The 14,696-nt window shown below is 37.4% G+C and carries 16 protein-coding genes; 2 read left to right on the top strand and 14 right to left on the bottom strand.

Annotated features, from left to right (window positions below; all coding sequences use genetic code 11):
- Positions 1-66: 66 nt before the first annotated feature.
- The 3 genes from ACQ5H4_RS13250 to ACQ5H4_RS13240 all read right to left on the bottom strand — a co-directional run bounded on the left by ACQ5H4_RS13250 (position 67) and on the right by ACQ5H4_RS13240 (position 2,065).
- Positions 67-594: a CBO0543 family protein gene (locus ACQ5H4_RS13250; protein ID WP_430775403.1), complete on the bottom strand. Its 528-nt coding sequence runs from the start codon at positions 592-594 to the stop codon at positions 67-69.
- Positions 595-707: 113 nt separating this feature from the next.
- The gene (locus ACQ5H4_RS13245; protein WP_430775402.1) at positions 708-1,568 is read right to left on the bottom strand and encodes a hypothetical protein; all 861 of its coding nucleotides are present in this window, start codon (positions 1,566-1,568) and stop codon (positions 708-710) included.
- A 101-nt stretch (positions 1,569-1,669) separates the two neighbouring features.
- On the bottom strand, positions 1,670-2,065 hold the full coding sequence (locus tag ACQ5H4_RS13240) for a GNAT family N-acetyltransferase (RefSeq protein ID WP_430775512.1): 396 nt from the start codon (positions 2,063-2,065) through the stop codon (positions 1,670-1,672).
- Between the two features lie 103 nt (positions 2,066-2,168).
- Between ACQ5H4_RS13240 and pdxR the strand changes: the two genes are divergently transcribed.
- Positions 2,169-3,587 (top strand): MocR-like pyridoxine biosynthesis transcription factor PdxR, encoded by a 1,419-nt coding sequence (gene pdxR, locus ACQ5H4_RS13235; RefSeq protein WP_430775510.1) that lies wholly within the window; start codon positions 2,169-2,171, stop codon positions 3,585-3,587.
- On the opposite strand, the gene ACQ5H4_RS13230 is transcribed toward pdxR, so the two are convergent.
- A complete protein-coding gene (locus tag ACQ5H4_RS13230; protein WP_430775401.1) occupies positions 3,579-4,199 on the bottom strand; it encodes an NUDIX hydrolase in 621 nt (206 codons plus the stop codon). The genes pdxR and ACQ5H4_RS13230 overlap by 9 nt on opposite strands.
- A gap of 75 nt (positions 4,200-4,274) precedes the next feature.
- A complete protein-coding gene (locus ACQ5H4_RS13225) occupies positions 4,275-5,423 on the bottom strand; it encodes an acyl-CoA dehydrogenase family protein (RefSeq protein ID WP_430775400.1) in 1,149 nt (382 codons plus the stop codon).
- 140 nt (positions 5,424-5,563) lie between these two features.
- Between ACQ5H4_RS13225 and ACQ5H4_RS13220 the strand changes: the two genes are divergently transcribed.
- Positions 5,564-6,643 carry a thermonuclease family protein gene (locus ACQ5H4_RS13220; RefSeq protein WP_430775399.1) on the top strand — a complete coding sequence of 360 codons (1,080 nt, stop codon included), beginning with the start codon at positions 5,564-5,566 and terminating at the stop codon, positions 6,641-6,643.
- A gap of 25 nt (positions 6,644-6,668) precedes the next feature.
- Here the strand turns inward: ACQ5H4_RS13220 and ACQ5H4_RS13215 are convergent, their stop codons facing one another.
- The 9 genes from ACQ5H4_RS13215 to ACQ5H4_RS13175 all read right to left on the bottom strand — a co-directional run bounded on the left by ACQ5H4_RS13215 (position 6,669) and on the right by ACQ5H4_RS13175 (position 14,622).
- The gene (locus ACQ5H4_RS13215) at positions 6,669-7,619 is read right to left on the bottom strand and encodes an ABC transporter permease (protein WP_430775398.1); all 951 of its coding nucleotides are present in this window, start codon (positions 7,617-7,619) and stop codon (positions 6,669-6,671) included.
- Positions 7,612-8,532 carry an ABC transporter ATP-binding protein gene (locus tag ACQ5H4_RS13210; RefSeq protein WP_430775397.1) on the bottom strand — a complete coding sequence of 307 codons (921 nt, stop codon included), beginning with the start codon at positions 8,530-8,532 and terminating at the stop codon, positions 7,612-7,614. Before ACQ5H4_RS13210 ends, ACQ5H4_RS13215 begins: the two co-directional genes overlap by 8 nt.
- Positions 8,533-8,703: 171 nt before the next feature.
- A complete protein-coding gene (locus tag ACQ5H4_RS13205) occupies positions 8,704-9,159 on the bottom strand; it encodes a 2-thiouracil desulfurase family protein (protein ID WP_430775396.1) in 456 nt (151 codons plus the stop codon).
- Between the two features lie 43 nt (positions 9,160-9,202).
- Positions 9,203-9,841 carry an ATP-binding protein gene (locus tag ACQ5H4_RS13200; RefSeq protein ID WP_430775395.1) on the bottom strand — a complete coding sequence of 213 codons (639 nt, stop codon included), beginning with the start codon at positions 9,839-9,841 and terminating at the stop codon, positions 9,203-9,205.
- On the bottom strand, positions 9,801-10,442 hold the full coding sequence (locus ACQ5H4_RS13195; RefSeq protein WP_430775394.1) for a PAS domain S-box protein: 642 nt from the start codon (positions 10,440-10,442) through the stop codon (positions 9,801-9,803). The genes ACQ5H4_RS13200 and ACQ5H4_RS13195 overlap by 41 nt, the downstream gene beginning before the upstream one ends.
- Before the next feature lie 110 nt (positions 10,443-10,552).
- Positions 10,553-10,753 (bottom strand): helix-hairpin-helix domain-containing protein, encoded by a 201-nt coding sequence (locus ACQ5H4_RS13190; protein WP_430775393.1) that lies wholly within the window; start codon positions 10,751-10,753, stop codon positions 10,553-10,555.
- Between the two features lie 177 nt (positions 10,754-10,930).
- Positions 10,931-11,800 (bottom strand): cation diffusion facilitator family transporter, encoded by an 870-nt coding sequence (locus ACQ5H4_RS13185; RefSeq protein ID WP_430775392.1) that lies wholly within the window; start codon positions 11,798-11,800, stop codon positions 10,931-10,933.
- A gap of 208 nt (positions 11,801-12,008) precedes the next feature.
- Positions 12,009-13,091, bottom strand: coding sequence for a GGDEF domain-containing protein (locus ACQ5H4_RS13180; protein ID WP_430775508.1), 1,083 nt, complete (start codon positions 13,089-13,091; stop codon positions 12,009-12,011).
- Between the two features lie 568 nt (positions 13,092-13,659).
- Positions 13,660-14,622, bottom strand: a complete 963-nt coding sequence (locus ACQ5H4_RS13175; RefSeq protein ID WP_430775391.1) for a LacI family DNA-binding transcriptional regulator — start codon at positions 14,620-14,622, stop codon at positions 13,660-13,662.
- Between the last annotated feature and the right edge of the window lie 74 nt (positions 14,623-14,696).

Below are 14,696 nucleotides of genomic sequence, written 5' to 3'. Positions count from 1 at the left end.
GTCAGTTTCTATATCGGACAAAATTCGATAATTTTCATGTCTAACCTGTGAAATCTTAAGTATTTTTTACCGGAAAACCTTGGATGGTACATCAAAGATTTGCCACAATGAGAGGATGAATAATATAGAAATAGCCCATGCTAAAATTGGTCTACGATGATGGACCCATAATATAGTAAACATCATCATATTGAATGCAATAGACCACTTGATACTCCAACCATTAGAGTATTGAATGAGACCTGTTTTATAATCGATCCCTTCGTTGATCATGTACAAAGATGTCCATCCTAATATGTAAAGAATCTGTTTGCTACGTGAACCCGGGAATTTGGATAAATAGATGAGTGCTGTGGCTGGATATTTAATTATCATAATGGAAAATGAAATATGTGTATTCGTGAGTCCTGCTTGTTTGTCGATTTCAGGTGGATGGTACCGCCACATAGGATAGAGATCTGACAATAAATACAAATAGAGAAAATCCCCTATGATAAAAAAAAGAATGGTTGGGTAGTATTTTTGCCAATTTTTCCAATCTCCCCATTTCCACATCGCAAAAATCCAAACGGACGCATAGAGTAGATTTACCATGACCGAGCATCTCCTATTTGCATACATTTTTTAGGAGGTTACCCCCATATTTCGAGTTTCTCCATAATAAGGGATTTTTACACGGCAAATAGCACAGTTGGCTCACTGTGCTATTATTCGGATATAAATTCGGTACGCTTCCCCAATATCTTACTGATCTTTTCTGCTAAAATTAAAACCGTTGCAGGGAATGTTATATAAAGATATGGGTCCCACCACGCAAAAATGTGTAGGATACCGGTAAACAACAAGACACGGGTAATAAAAAACACGCTGATTATTAAAAAGAAAAATTTAAGCCATCTATACCTTATCTTCCATTTTGCTAAGGCCGTAATAGTTAGACCTGAACATATATAGTAAATAGCTGCAAATGCATTAGTATCCTGAAACACATTTTCATACCAACCCAAATCATAATAACGATTGGATAAAAACATAAGGGGAAGCATGTGAATCGTTCCTAAAATCGGACTAACAATTAAAAACAATAATAAAAAGTGGCGAATTCCCTCATGTTTAACCAATAACCACCGGTACAATAATTTGATAAATGGAAAGTAAACTAATAATAACCCGAAAAAGGTATACTCATTTCTCCACCAATTATGTTTATAGATAGAAAGCTCTTCGAACAACCACTCAATACCTATGAGCAATAACGAAAAGACCAGTGACCATCTCCAATTCTTTCTGAAGGTTGCTAGAAAAACTGCGATAACTGGTAAGACAAATGCATTAGAAGCAATAGCTCCAAGATTACTATCATACGTCGGATTTCTAGTAATAAAACGTGGGTAATACTCGTAACTTTGCAGAAAGTTATAAATAACTCCCTCAATGATATAACCAAACCCAATAGCCGCTAACAATAATAAGAAAACTGGCTCATCCCTCTTTTTATAGTAAGTATACAAGAAAAGCAAGCTACTTGCGGCCACTAACGCAATATACCAGACGGAATGATAATTCATAAGTGACCACTCCTTCTCTATTCTCTTACTATATAGTATTCCAAATTTCGACAAAAATCTTCATGAAATCATACAAATTTCCCATTAAATTTGGTTTTTTTCTATTTTCTTGGGATGATATAGCCGTTTTGGATTTTTTGAAATCCAATTTTCGGGTAATAATCCATGGCTATCGGTGATGCTAAAAGGATTAAAGATATTTCTTCTCCTAACCTTTCGTGAACGCGTCTCACAAGTTCTTTTCCAATTCCTTGATCCTGGTAATCTCTATCAACGGCTAAATCTGATAAATAGCAGCAGTAACTAAAATCGGTAATGGCTCTTGCAATACCAACAAGCCTCATTCCGTCCCATGCTGTAACAGTAATATCTGCTTGGTTGATCATTTTTTGTAGCCGAGGCAGGTCCTCAATAGGTCTTTTTATGCCAGATTGGCTAAAAACCTCTGCCAGGTCCTCTGCAGTAATTTTTTTATTTTCTTCATAGTGTATTGTAATCATGTTTACATCCTCCTTTTTTATTATATTACTCATCAACTGACCACCTCTAAAGTGTCAGATATGTTATAATTAACCATGCCAGATTGAATAGAAGGAGGAGATAAATATTCTTGAAATTACAGTTCCTTTAGATCCAGATCATGCGGAGCCACTTTACTTACAGCTTTATTCTTTTTTAAAAAAAGAAATGGTTGAAGGGAGACTCACTCCAGACACAAAATTGCCTTCAAAAAGAAAACTTTCTATACATTTGGGAATCAGCCAAACAACCGTTGAGACAGCTTATCAACAGTTAATCGCGGAAGGGTATGTCAAAAGTGAACCGCGAAAGGGATTATTTGTCACTGAACTGGAAATGGATATGTTATCAATTGAAAAAGAACACGCCTCAGAGAGCGACAACCTTCAACAGGTACCTCAAGCAAATCACATAAAAGTGGATTTTGGCCACGGAAACATTGCATTAAATGAGTTTCCGTTTACTACTTGGCGTAAATTGACTGTACAAAGCCTTTATGAAGATGAGAGCCATCTCTTATTAAGTGGCGATCGGCAAGGGGACTTCCCTCTCCGCATCGAAATCGCCAAGTATTTATACCAATCGCGTGGAGTCAGATGTGAACCTGAACAAATCATTATTGGTGCTGGCACACAATATATGGTTACCTTTCTAACGATGCTCATTGGACGAGAAAGAGTCTATGCAATGGAGAATCCGGGCTTTCACCGCTCACGGGAAGCATTTAAGGACCAAGGTGTTAAACTTCTCGGGATTAATTTAGATCAAAATGGTATTAAAATGGAAGATTTAAGAGACAGTGAGGCAACCGTAGCGTATGTGACCCCCTCGCATCAGTTTCCATTGGGAATGGTGATGCCAATCTCACGAAGAATGGAACTATTAAAATGGGCCAAGGAAACGGAGAGTTATATTATTGAGGATGATTACGACGGGGAATTTCGTCATACAGGAAGACCTATTCCTTCGTTACAAGGTCTTGATCATCAGGGACGGGTTATCTATCTTGGTACCTTTTCAAAATCATTGATTCCTTCTTTAAGAATTAGCTTTATGGTACTTCCATCTACCCTTCTTTCAAGATATCAAAATCGTTTTTCCATTTATAAGCAGACCGTATCAAGACTGCATCAACAAACTTTGTATCTGTTTATGAAAGAAGGTCACTGGAGTCGTCATTTACAGAAAATGCGCACTACCTATAGAAGAAAACAAACCACCTTGCTCTATCTTATTACAGAGAAATTTGGAAAACACGTAACAGTGATTGGAGTTGATTCTGGATTACATATTTTACTCGAGGTACATAACAACATGACCGAAAGCGAATTAATTAGCAATGCTGAAAAAGTCGGCGTTAGGGTGTATCCTACTTCTGTTTATTATGATAGCAATAGCCTGTCGCTTACGCCAAAGGTATTGGTCGGATATGGTGGAGTAACAGAAAGCGAAATTCATACCGGGATTAACCTACTACAAACAGCTTGGGAGCTATTTTAGCTCCTGCTGGATTTTGTTAATTATAGCCTGATAGAACGATTGATCATGAGGGACAAATTGTTGCTTGCCAACAGATTTTTCATAAAAATATTTCTCTCCATCTTCCACTTCAAAGCCCTGCATTGGAATGTGCTGGATTTCATCTCTCCAAAGAGCAGAAAAATCCTTAAACTTCATTCGGTATATGCCTACGACCTCTTCTTCTTGTAGTACAAAAGAATCGAATAGGACATTACTTCTATGTAAAAATACATATGCCAACTCATTATCTAGTAAGGGTTTCATCTTAACAGAATACTTTAGGATTCCTAGTGACACCAACTCCTCCATATGGACAGTCAACCCTATTTCCTCTTTCACCTCTCGAATTCCATCTTCAACTGTTTCATTGGCAAGTAAATGGCCGGCGGCAGTAATATCTAAAAGGTGCGGATAATCTTTTTTCTTTGGACTTCGAAGCTGAAGAAATATATAATCCATCCCTTGTTCCTTCTCCATCAACCAATAATGAAACGTCTCGTGCCAATATCCTTTTTCATGTATTTCAGCCCGTGTGGCAACTCCAATTGGCTCATGGTCTTCATTAAAGATTCGTAACAATTCTGTCTCCATAACAACTCTCCTCTTGAGTGAAATCATATTTTCATATTATCACAAAAAAAGCTTAAGGATTTCCTCAAGCCTCTACTATAGCTTTAGCTGTTTGGCGATAATATTCTTCATAATCTCCGTGGAACCAGCGTAAATACTGGCAACAGGAATGTCACGATATCGCCTAGCAATCTCGTATTCTTCCATATATCCATATCCGCCGTGAAGCTGCAAACATTCAGCTGCCACGCGCTTGGCCATTTCACTAATCCACCACTTGGCCATCGACACTTCTTTAACAATCGAATCTCCATTCACATGGCGTTCGATCAGCTGATTCACATATACTCTTCCTAGATCAATTTCCGTGGCCATTTCTGCAATTTTGAACTGAGTATTCTGAAATTTACTTATCGATTGACCAAATGCTTGGCGATTTTTTACATAGTTGATGGTTAATTCAAGCATTACTTCCGCTTCAATCTGGCATTGTAGAGCGACAACTAAGCGCTCCTGCTGGAGATTTTCCATTAAATAATAAAAGCCTTTTCCTTCCTCACCAAGTAAATTACTTACTGGGACTTTTGCATCCTCAAAAATTAGCTCACCAGTATCTCCACTATGGATACCAATTTTATCTAGTTTCTTACCTCTTTTAAAACCAGGTGTCCCCTCTTCCACGACAAGTAAGCTAATCCCTTTATGAGCAGGTGAAGCTTTCGGGTCTGTCTTACACACAATCACCACAAGGTCTGCTTCTGTTCCATTCGTAATAAATGTTTTTTCTCCATTAACGATGAAAAAGTCTCCGTCCCTTGTCGCCGTCGTTCGTATGGCAGCTAAATCTGAACCTGCACCTGGCTCTGTCATTGCAATGGCTGATATTATTCGTCCACTGATAAAGCCAGGTAACCATTTTTCCTTTTGCTCTTCCGTTCCTAATTTCTCAATGTAAGGGCTTACGATTTCAGAGTGTAAACATATACCGCTAGCAACTCCCTGTCCTACCTTTTCTAACTCTTCAATTAAGATCATTGCATATGAAAAATCCAAGCCTAATCCACTATATTTCTCATCAATACACGGACACAAAAAACCATTTTCACCAAGCTTGAGCCAAAATTCCTTTGGTATGTGGCGTTTGTCCTCCCATAGTTTAAAATATGGATAGGCTTCCTTTTCAAGCATTTTGCGTAGAGCCTTTCTAAACATATCATGATCATTTGTTAAAAAAGAAGCTTTCATTGAAATGCAGCCCCCTTTCATTAATGAAACCTTGAAGTCAATTCATTCTTATTACCTCCGCTTCAGGTTTATTACTATTTCAGCATTTCTTTCATTATGATATATTAGCAGTTAGCAACTAGATTTAGGAGGAAACGTTATTGACTAGAAAGACCCCGATTATTACCATCATGATTACCCTTGTACTTATGTCCATCCTTCCTTTCCAAGCATTGGCGCATAACGGGTCAAGAGATGAGCTTGGAGGACATTTCCGAAGAGCAGATTGCGTGTACCTATTACATGAGCCAACGGAGCTTGCTAAAAACGCTACAAATATGTCAGAGCTCATCACATTAATTAAAAAGTATAATAGTAACTCATGTGCGAATGGATTAACCGAAAGCAAAGTGGACCTTGAAGGATATGCTTTTGCAAAAAGTGATGTTGCTTCCACATCATCTTCAACAAATAATCCATTAGAATTAGGAAAGACATACGAGGCAACATTAGAAAAATGCACAGATGGGGACACCGCGATATTTTCTATTAACGGATTGTCCTATAAAACCAGATTTTTATACATCGATACACCAGAAAGCACAAACCAACAGGAACCCTATGGAAAAGAAGCAAGCGACTATTCGTGTTCCCTGTTACAAAATGGACAAATAACCATTGAAACCGACGGGCCTTCTCTTTTTGACAAATATGACCGTTTGTTAGCATGGGTGTTTGTTGATGAAAAACTTCACCAAGAGGAAATTACGAGAGCTGGCTTAGTCGAGGACTTTTACGATTATGGTACCTATAAGTACGAAACCCGCATTGAAGAAGCAATGCTAGAAGCCAAAGCCGATGGTATTGGATTGTACTTCGTAAATAAGGAATCAGAGAATATTCAAGAGAATACTTCTAAGGAAGTAGTGGCAACAACCAGTTCGGAAAAAAAGGAGGCTTCCACCGAGGAGAATTCGGAGCAAGCACAACCGCTTGGTAGAGAGCAAAGCAGTGGTTCCACAGGAATAGGGGTCTTTGCTTTAGCAACAGTATTTCTCTTTTTTATGTTTCCACGTTTCAGCAGGAAAAGAGGAATTGAACCCCTTCTTATTCATAAAATGTGGACAAAAAACCTTTGGTTCAATGCCTTGTTGCTATTCCCCATATATACTGCTTTATTTTTCTTAGTGCTAGTTATCCTAATCGTTGAAGTAATTCGATTTATTAAGATAAGAAAATGACCACCCAAAATGGTGGTCATTTTCTCTATGCAGCCACGTCTCTTTTCTTGAAAACGAAAAAGGCTAAACTATGGAAAAGGACAAAATAAACGACAAGCATAAGAACAGAAAAAGTTAATGTCATCCCATCTACTAATGGCGTTCCTTCAAAATACTGCATAAGATCTGTGTTCGCAAACAAAATATACCTTGCCCACTCAAACTTCATGGCAATTAAATTCGTAAATTGAGCCCCGGTAAACATAAGGAAGATCGATAATCCGATAGCAAGTGAGCTGTTTCTGAATACTGCAGAAATCATAAATGCCATGGTCGAAAGCATAATCATGCTAATCGAGTTTAATCCATAAAATTTAATTAGGTGAAAAATCATCGATTCTTCCGTTACTTTGCCATCAAAGTAATTTAAATAAGGTGCTGCGTGTTCTGGCATTCCAAATGCGATCCATCCGACTAGAGTGGAAAAGGCAAATAGTAAAGTCAGCATAAGTAGTGCAAAAGAAATTACAGTTGTATACTTTGCTAAAAGGATTTTTGCCCGGCTGGTTGGTCGAATAAGAAGCAATTTGATTGTGCCCCAGTTAAATTCAGACGCCACGATTCCCGCTGCTACAATAATTGTAAATAATCCTGCTAGTTGGATTAAACTTGATGCATCTTGAACAAAGCTCCATATAGCATATTCCCCATTCGGAGCGAGATTATGATCCAATCGATATTCATTAATGGCAATATTTTTCTCCAAATATTTTCTTTGCCCCTGTGCAGCATTCTCCATCTGTGCAAGACTTTGCTTCTGTTCAGCAATAGAAGTTTGAATTTCCTGCTGCCAGTTCGGATTTAACTTCACATCTTGATTCTCGTATTTAATGATTCCACCCATAAGGACAATGGTTACTATTAAAAGACCCATCATCACAAATGTTCCTGGACGTTTAAAAATTTTCATCCACTCATTTTGTAATAACTTAAGCATTTAGGGATACCTCTCTTTCTTCTGTTACTTCAAGGAAACGTTCCTCTAATGATTTGGTTACTTCCTTTATTCCAAATATGTCTATATTTTCGCTGGCTAACCTATTTACAACGGATGGAATCTCCTCTTTCTTAATACTGCAAGTAAAACCTGTTTCACCTCTTCGTGACGCAATACCCATTGTCTGAAAAATGGCTAGAGCTTTTTCAATTGGAGCAACGTCAAATTCAATCTCCTGGTCAACACCATTTCTAAAATCTTGAATGGTTTGGACGTCAACAAGCTTTCCCTTTTGAAGAATAGCAATTCGATCGCACATCATCTCCATCTCAGAAAGCAAGTGACTAGAAACGATTACGGCTAATCCCTTTTCTCTTGTTAACATTTTAAGATGGTCTCTCATTTCGCGAATTCCTGCAGGATCAAGTCCATTTGTTGGTTCATCAAGTATTAAGACTTCTGGTTCATGTAAAAGTGCCTGTGCAACTCCTAATCTTTGACGCATCCCAAGTGAATAATTCTTAACTTTGTCATGAATTCGATCAGATAAGTTAACGAGCTTAACGACCTCATCAATCTTCTCTTTATTGACTTGATTGGACAATCTGGCAAAATGGATAAGATTTTCATATCCTGTTAAAAATTTGTACATCTCTGGATTCTCAACAATAGCACCTACTTGACTCACCGCTTGCTCAAAATTAGATTGAATGCTATGGCCTCCGATTTTTATATCACCTGAGGTCATCCCGATTAACCCAACCATCATACGGATTGTGGTCGTTTTACCCGCACCGTTTGGTCCAAGAAAACCAAACACTTCCCCTTTATTGACTTCAAAGCTTAGAGAGTCAATAATTGTTTTCCCTTTAATAATCTTCGTCACATTTTGTAACTGAACGATACCTGTCATCTACGTTACACCTTCCATCTCATATGATCTGTATTTATCATACTTGGAAAAAGAAGGAGAGCACACGAGCCCCCGCAGTAGTTTTATCTAAGACTTTAGACGTAAAAAGAGAAGAACTTGGTTTTTAACATGCAAAAAAGCGCAGGAGTAACCCATGCGCTTCTTCATCCTCTAATATTCTTTTAGAAATTGCCTCTCCGAAATGACTCGTACTCCGTTTCTGATCAACAAAGCTGCTGTTACACCGTGCCCTTCAACTTTTTCACCTGTAAAGGTACCATCATAGACTTTCCCGCTTCCACACGATGGACTGTTCTCCTTCAATACGACTACTGTTGCTTGGATTTTTCTGATAACATCAAGTGTTTCATTGGCCCCTCTAATAAAAGCGTCTGTCACGTCCGTTCCCTTGCAATCTATGACCTTAGCCTTTCCATCCAGCACATCTTCTCCAGTACCACCAACAATTTCAGCTGGCTCCCTAGGAGTTTCAAGTCCGCCTAGCAATTCAGGGCATGCAGTGATGGCTTTCTTTTCACTTACTAGTTTATGTATTTTTTCTTCTAAGGAGCTAAGCCCATTATATCGAACTGGCAATCCTGCTAAACACGCACTAACGACAATCATATTCCACCCCAAAACTTTACTTTTTATATGACAGGTTATAACGTTATCTTGAACATTTAAAGGCTGTGCCTGTTTCTTTGAATGCATCACTTGCAGAAGGTAAGAAAATTTGAACTGTAGTCCCTTGATTTACTTCACTTTCAATTTGAAGTTGACCTTTATGGTTATCTATAATCTTATAACAAGTCATTAAACCTAGCCCTGTCCCCTTTTCCTTTGTTGTGTAAAAAGGTTCACCGAGCGTAGGAATTCGTTCTTTCGGTATCCCCACACCTTGATCAGCGATTTGAATGAGTACACCTTTTGCTTTATCCTTTTTAACCTTTAACTCAATGGTTCCTCCATTAGGCATCGCCTCAGTAGCATTCTTAAGTATATTTAGAAATACTTGCTTTAATTGATTTTCATCACAGTAAACATATGGGAGATTACTTTCATATTCCATACCTATTTGGATATTGCTAAGGATTGTTTGAGTTTGAATTAATGTTACAACATCACTTAACAGCTTCCTGACGTCACGCTCCTGCATCGCTGTTGTGGTAGGTTTCGAGAGAAATAAAAACTCTCCTACAATACCATTGATCCGATCTAATTCTGATAGAACGATATCATAATACACATTTTGATCTTGATCCCCTTTAAACAATTGAACGAACCCACGAAGGATTTCTAATTTCATGAGCAATTCCCGCTGCCATTTGTCCCAAAAGGGCAAGTTTTTCTGATTTTTGTAGTAATTGATCTGTCTGCTCATTTTTCTCCGTAATATCCTTACCGATAGAAAGAACAGCCTCTACACCTTCAAAAATAATTTTTAGTGACGAAACCTCAAAATCCATCGTCGTTCCATCTTGTCGTTTCAACTTGTATTCAATGCTTTTCAAAGGTTTATTTCCACTTGATGCAGCTTTTGTCCTCTTTTTCAGTTGATCTGCATACTTAGGAGTAACAAGTTCTAAAGTTGGTTTTCCAATTAACGCTTCCCGATTAGGAGCACGAAACATGGTGACCGCCAGATCGTTTACGTAAATGACCTGCTGATCTTTATGTATAATAATAGTGCTCGGCAGAGAATCTATTAAATTCTTATAACTCTTCTCACTTAATCTAGCAATCTTTTCATAATACTTCGCCTTGTCGTACTGCCTTCCAAGGAACCATGCTAGTGCTCCATAGAAGAGGAGCTCACTGGTGAAGACGGTCTCTCCATGAGAGAAATTATGGTAAGTGGTAATTCCTAATGTGAATAATACAAATATGATTTGACCCCAGATTTTCATAAGCTAGCCTCAATAAATGGATTTTTACTGTTATCATATCATAGAAATTATTTGGGAAAATTAAATTCCTTGAAAATATTCTCATGGTAAAACATTCCATTTTAACATCTCTATTTTGTCCTAAACTTCCACCCTTTTTCTAATAGGGCTAATCGAAGCTGTTCAATTGCTTTCGGGCCCATTCCATGTAGCTTTACAAGTTCTTCTTCTTCAACCTCAGTCAATTGTTCTAATCGGTAAAAACCAGCACCTTCTAATGCTCTGATAGCCGGTTTGGCAAGTATAGGAAAATCAGTCTTTGTACCACTCATCATTTTGCCCTCCTATTTCTCTCATTTTTTGTCATCGGCTATACCACATTTCTTCACTTGATTCCTGCCTATTTTGCCCTATTTTTATTTATAGTGGGAATCATATGTTCAAAAGACTTTTTATGTAAAAGATAAGGGTGTTCCTAATTTTCACACATGGGACACCCTTTTCTTTACTTAGCTTGGTTCAACGTGAACGTGCACATTATAAACATCATATTCACTAATTAGTTTTTCTTCTACTTTACTAGAGATATCATGTGCTGTTCGAATACTTAAGTCTTCGTTTACTTCGATAATAATATCAACAACTGTGTTATTTCCGTAATTTCTTGCACGAATATCCTTAATGCCAGTTACACCTGTAGTTTTTAATATACTTTCCTTATATTCTTCAATTAACTGTTCATCAAATCCATCTGTTAATTGATGAGAGGAATCGTAAAAAATATCATAGGCAGTTTTACATATTATTATCCCGACAATTATTGCAGCTAGCGGATCAAGCCAAGGCAGATGAAATTGTGAACCTATGATCCCAACTGCTGCTCCAATACTCACCCACGCATCTGATAGATTATCCTTCGCTGCCGCTAATACAGATTGGCTTTTTACTTTTTCCGAAAGCGCTTTATTATATCGATAGACAAAATACATAACCACCGCACATAGAAGACCCGTCCACGCGGCTAGCATGTCCGGAACCACTTTTTCATCTGAGAAAATTGAAACAACTGCTTTATGTAATACACTTAAACCTACTGCCACCATAATAAAAGAAGCAACCAGTGACGCAATATTTTCCGCCTTCCAATGGCCATAAGGATGATCTTCATCTGGTGGTTTTTGAGACATTCTTAATCCTATCCATACAGCGATTGAAGCGATGATATCGGTCAAATTATTAAACCCATCCGCCTTTAACGCTTCAGACTGGGCAGAAAATCCAATCAGTAATTTGATTATAGAAAGGCAAATATAAGCAGCGATACTGATTATCGCCCCACGCTCGCCTAGCCTTAACTGTTCATATCTTTCTTTGTCCATATTCACACCTCCGAGCCCAAAACCTCCTTTAATAGAATAACAATCGAAAGTTGGGTGGGTCTACAGCAACCTTTTTTCATCTCTTTATATAAATGTTGACAATCCAAGATTGTTTCTCATGGTAAAATTTCCGTTACTACATCATGAGTAAGAAGTAAATTTTAACATAAAAAAGGCCCGAGACAAACTTATCCCGAGCTCAAATTATTTAATCTATTGAATTATGGCAACAAACTTTGTTCCGTCCAGTTTTTTTCGCTACATACAAAGCTTTATCTGCATCCTCTATAAGCATACTTGGGTTTTCTGTAGTATCTTTATAAGAGGCGACCCCAACGGATACCGTTACCTTTATTACTCCACCGCCTGATAAGGAAAACCCTGTATTTTCAACTGTTGTTCTAATATGCTCTGCAATATCTAGTGCTCTTTCGACTGAAGTGTCTGGAAGAAGGACCGTAAACTCCTCTCCCCCATTCCGGCTAACGATGTCAAAGTTCCTCGTACCTTCGGTTAATAACGTTCCTAATCGCTTTAAAACCAGGTCCCCTTCCGAGTGACCATACGTATCATTAATTTTTTTAAAGAAATCAATATCGATATAAAGAAGAGACAAACTTTGAATACTTTTATTCAATTCGTTAAGTAACCCGTTAAATACTTCATCAAATTTCCGAACATTATTTAACCCCGTTAATCCATCCGTTGTAGACTCTGATTTATATTTTTCCAGTAAAAACTGACTTTTTCTAATAAAATCTAGAATATAGAAAGAAAGAAAACCTGCTATATATGAAATGATCCAATATAGGGGGATCAATTTGACTAGTAAAGAAAGGTCATTTACTAAATAAATGATCACAAAGGTAAAAATAATATTGGAAAACGTAAGCATCCATATTACCTTGTTTTTCTTGGATATCCTTTGTGAAGAGATCAAAATAGAAAATAAAGTAATAAGAACCATAAGAATGACAGATGCATATGCAGAGGTATTCACGCCAATAAAAAAACGACCTATAATGACTAATACCATCCCAATGAAAGCCGGCAAATAACCACCAAAAAACGCGAGCAAAATAATTGGAATATGTCTTAGATCAACGATTGTTGTATCTATTCGAATGCTGTATTGCATGAGAATATTAGAAAACACCCCACCAACTACACCCAACAAAATTTTTCTCATAAAGGTAGAGTCTTTGGTTAGAGGGCTCGTCGAAAAGATATGTGAGTATAGGAATAGTAAAGAAACAACAATAGCTAAATTCGTAAACAAATCTCTAATCATCAACAATTTTATCACCATAAAGTAACATACCATATTTTTCAACAATGCAAAATAAGAAACACTACTTTTCTACCATAAAGATCAAAATCGATTACGGTGTCTGTCACCTTTCGTGGACAGTTCGGGGTGTTTTGTCCGTCTCAGGCGGACAGCGCTCCTTTTTTTATGAGCTACATCCAAAGTTTGGCTGTGTACCAACAAGTTTGATTCCATTTTGATTATAAAAATTATTTGTATATTGAATAGAATCCGTCCCCTTTTTGGATAGTAAAGAGGATGGAGGTGAAAAATCATGACTGAAAAAGATAACCCAAATGTAAAACTAGGTGGAAAGATTTGCCAAAGAAAAGGGTAACGGCGGAGACCAAATTCATGGGCATGAAAAAGAAAACAAAAATGGAAAATTCAATACAAACCCTAAATCTGACCTGTAAAACAAACCCCACACCCTTCTATTTCTAGGTAGGTGTGGGGTGATTTATCTTTTCAAAGCATTTTTCTATACCTTGAAGCCAAAGCCAACAAACAATTACAAACGCCCCTTTTTCGCTTTTCCAGTCTATATGAACTACACTGTTAATCGCTCGATTAACTTCACTTCAATCTCCTCCTGAAAGATCGTTGGGTAGTTCATAGCTTGAATAAATAATTTTCTTCCAACCTCAACTAGTGGAATTTCAAGTGTGGTGATATTCATAATTTTGGCAATTGGTTGATTATCAAAACCCATAATCGCTAACTCATTAGGAACAAGTATACCTAGTTCTCTCGCACATGTAATAATGCCTGCTGCTACTTGATCACTTGTAACCAATAAAGCCGTAGGGGGAGAAGACATTTCTTTTAAACGGGCAACGATTCCCTCTCCATCTTCAAAACGAAAGCTCTCATAAAATATATAGTCTTTTATAAATGGATGCCCCTTTTCCAAAAGAAAATTCTTATAAGCTGCCTCTCGCATTTCACTATTCGTTCCTGATTTTCTCCCTATGCAATAACCGATTCGATGATGGCCCTTTTTATGTAAGTAATTCAATGCAATTAAGAAGCTTTTATAATGATCAATATATGTAGAAGATACGATTTTGTCTTCTACTTCTTCACTTAAAATAATTGGCCCATATGTTTTATATTCAGCAATTACATCCCAGCTACTAATTCTTGAACAAATGATTAAGGCATCGATCTGTTTCTGCTTAAGCATATTTAATGCTTCTATTTCTCTATTCAACTCATAGTTTGTTTGAAAAAGAACAAGCTTGTAATTATTTTTAACTGCTTCGTTTGCTATTCCCTCTACTAAAAATCCGAAATAGGGAGAATTCGAGAAAGGAATAACCACTCCTATTAAATACGTCTTCCCTTTACTTAAGTGAACAGCATTGATATTACGCTGATAATCCACTTCCGCCATCGCTTGTTGTACAGCTGCCTTTTTTTCTTCACTCACATATGGGTGATCATTTAGTACACGGGAGACAGTTGTAACAGAAACGCCAGCCATTTTTGCTATTTCTCGAATATTTGCCATACACTCACCCTTCAAAAAACTTTTTCTTGCTCTGAAACGCGTTTCACCATTTAAGCTAAAAATGTATTAAACAG

The sequence above is a fragment of the Bacillus coreaensis genome (assembly GCF_050586445.1).
In the GTDB taxonomy this organism is placed as follows: domain Bacteria; phylum Bacillota; class Bacilli; order Bacillales; family Cytobacillaceae; genus Robertmurraya_A; species Robertmurraya_A coreaensis.
The sequence above is the reverse complement of the archived record's forward strand: the minus strand, read 5'-3'. Positions and strand labels throughout refer to the sequence as shown.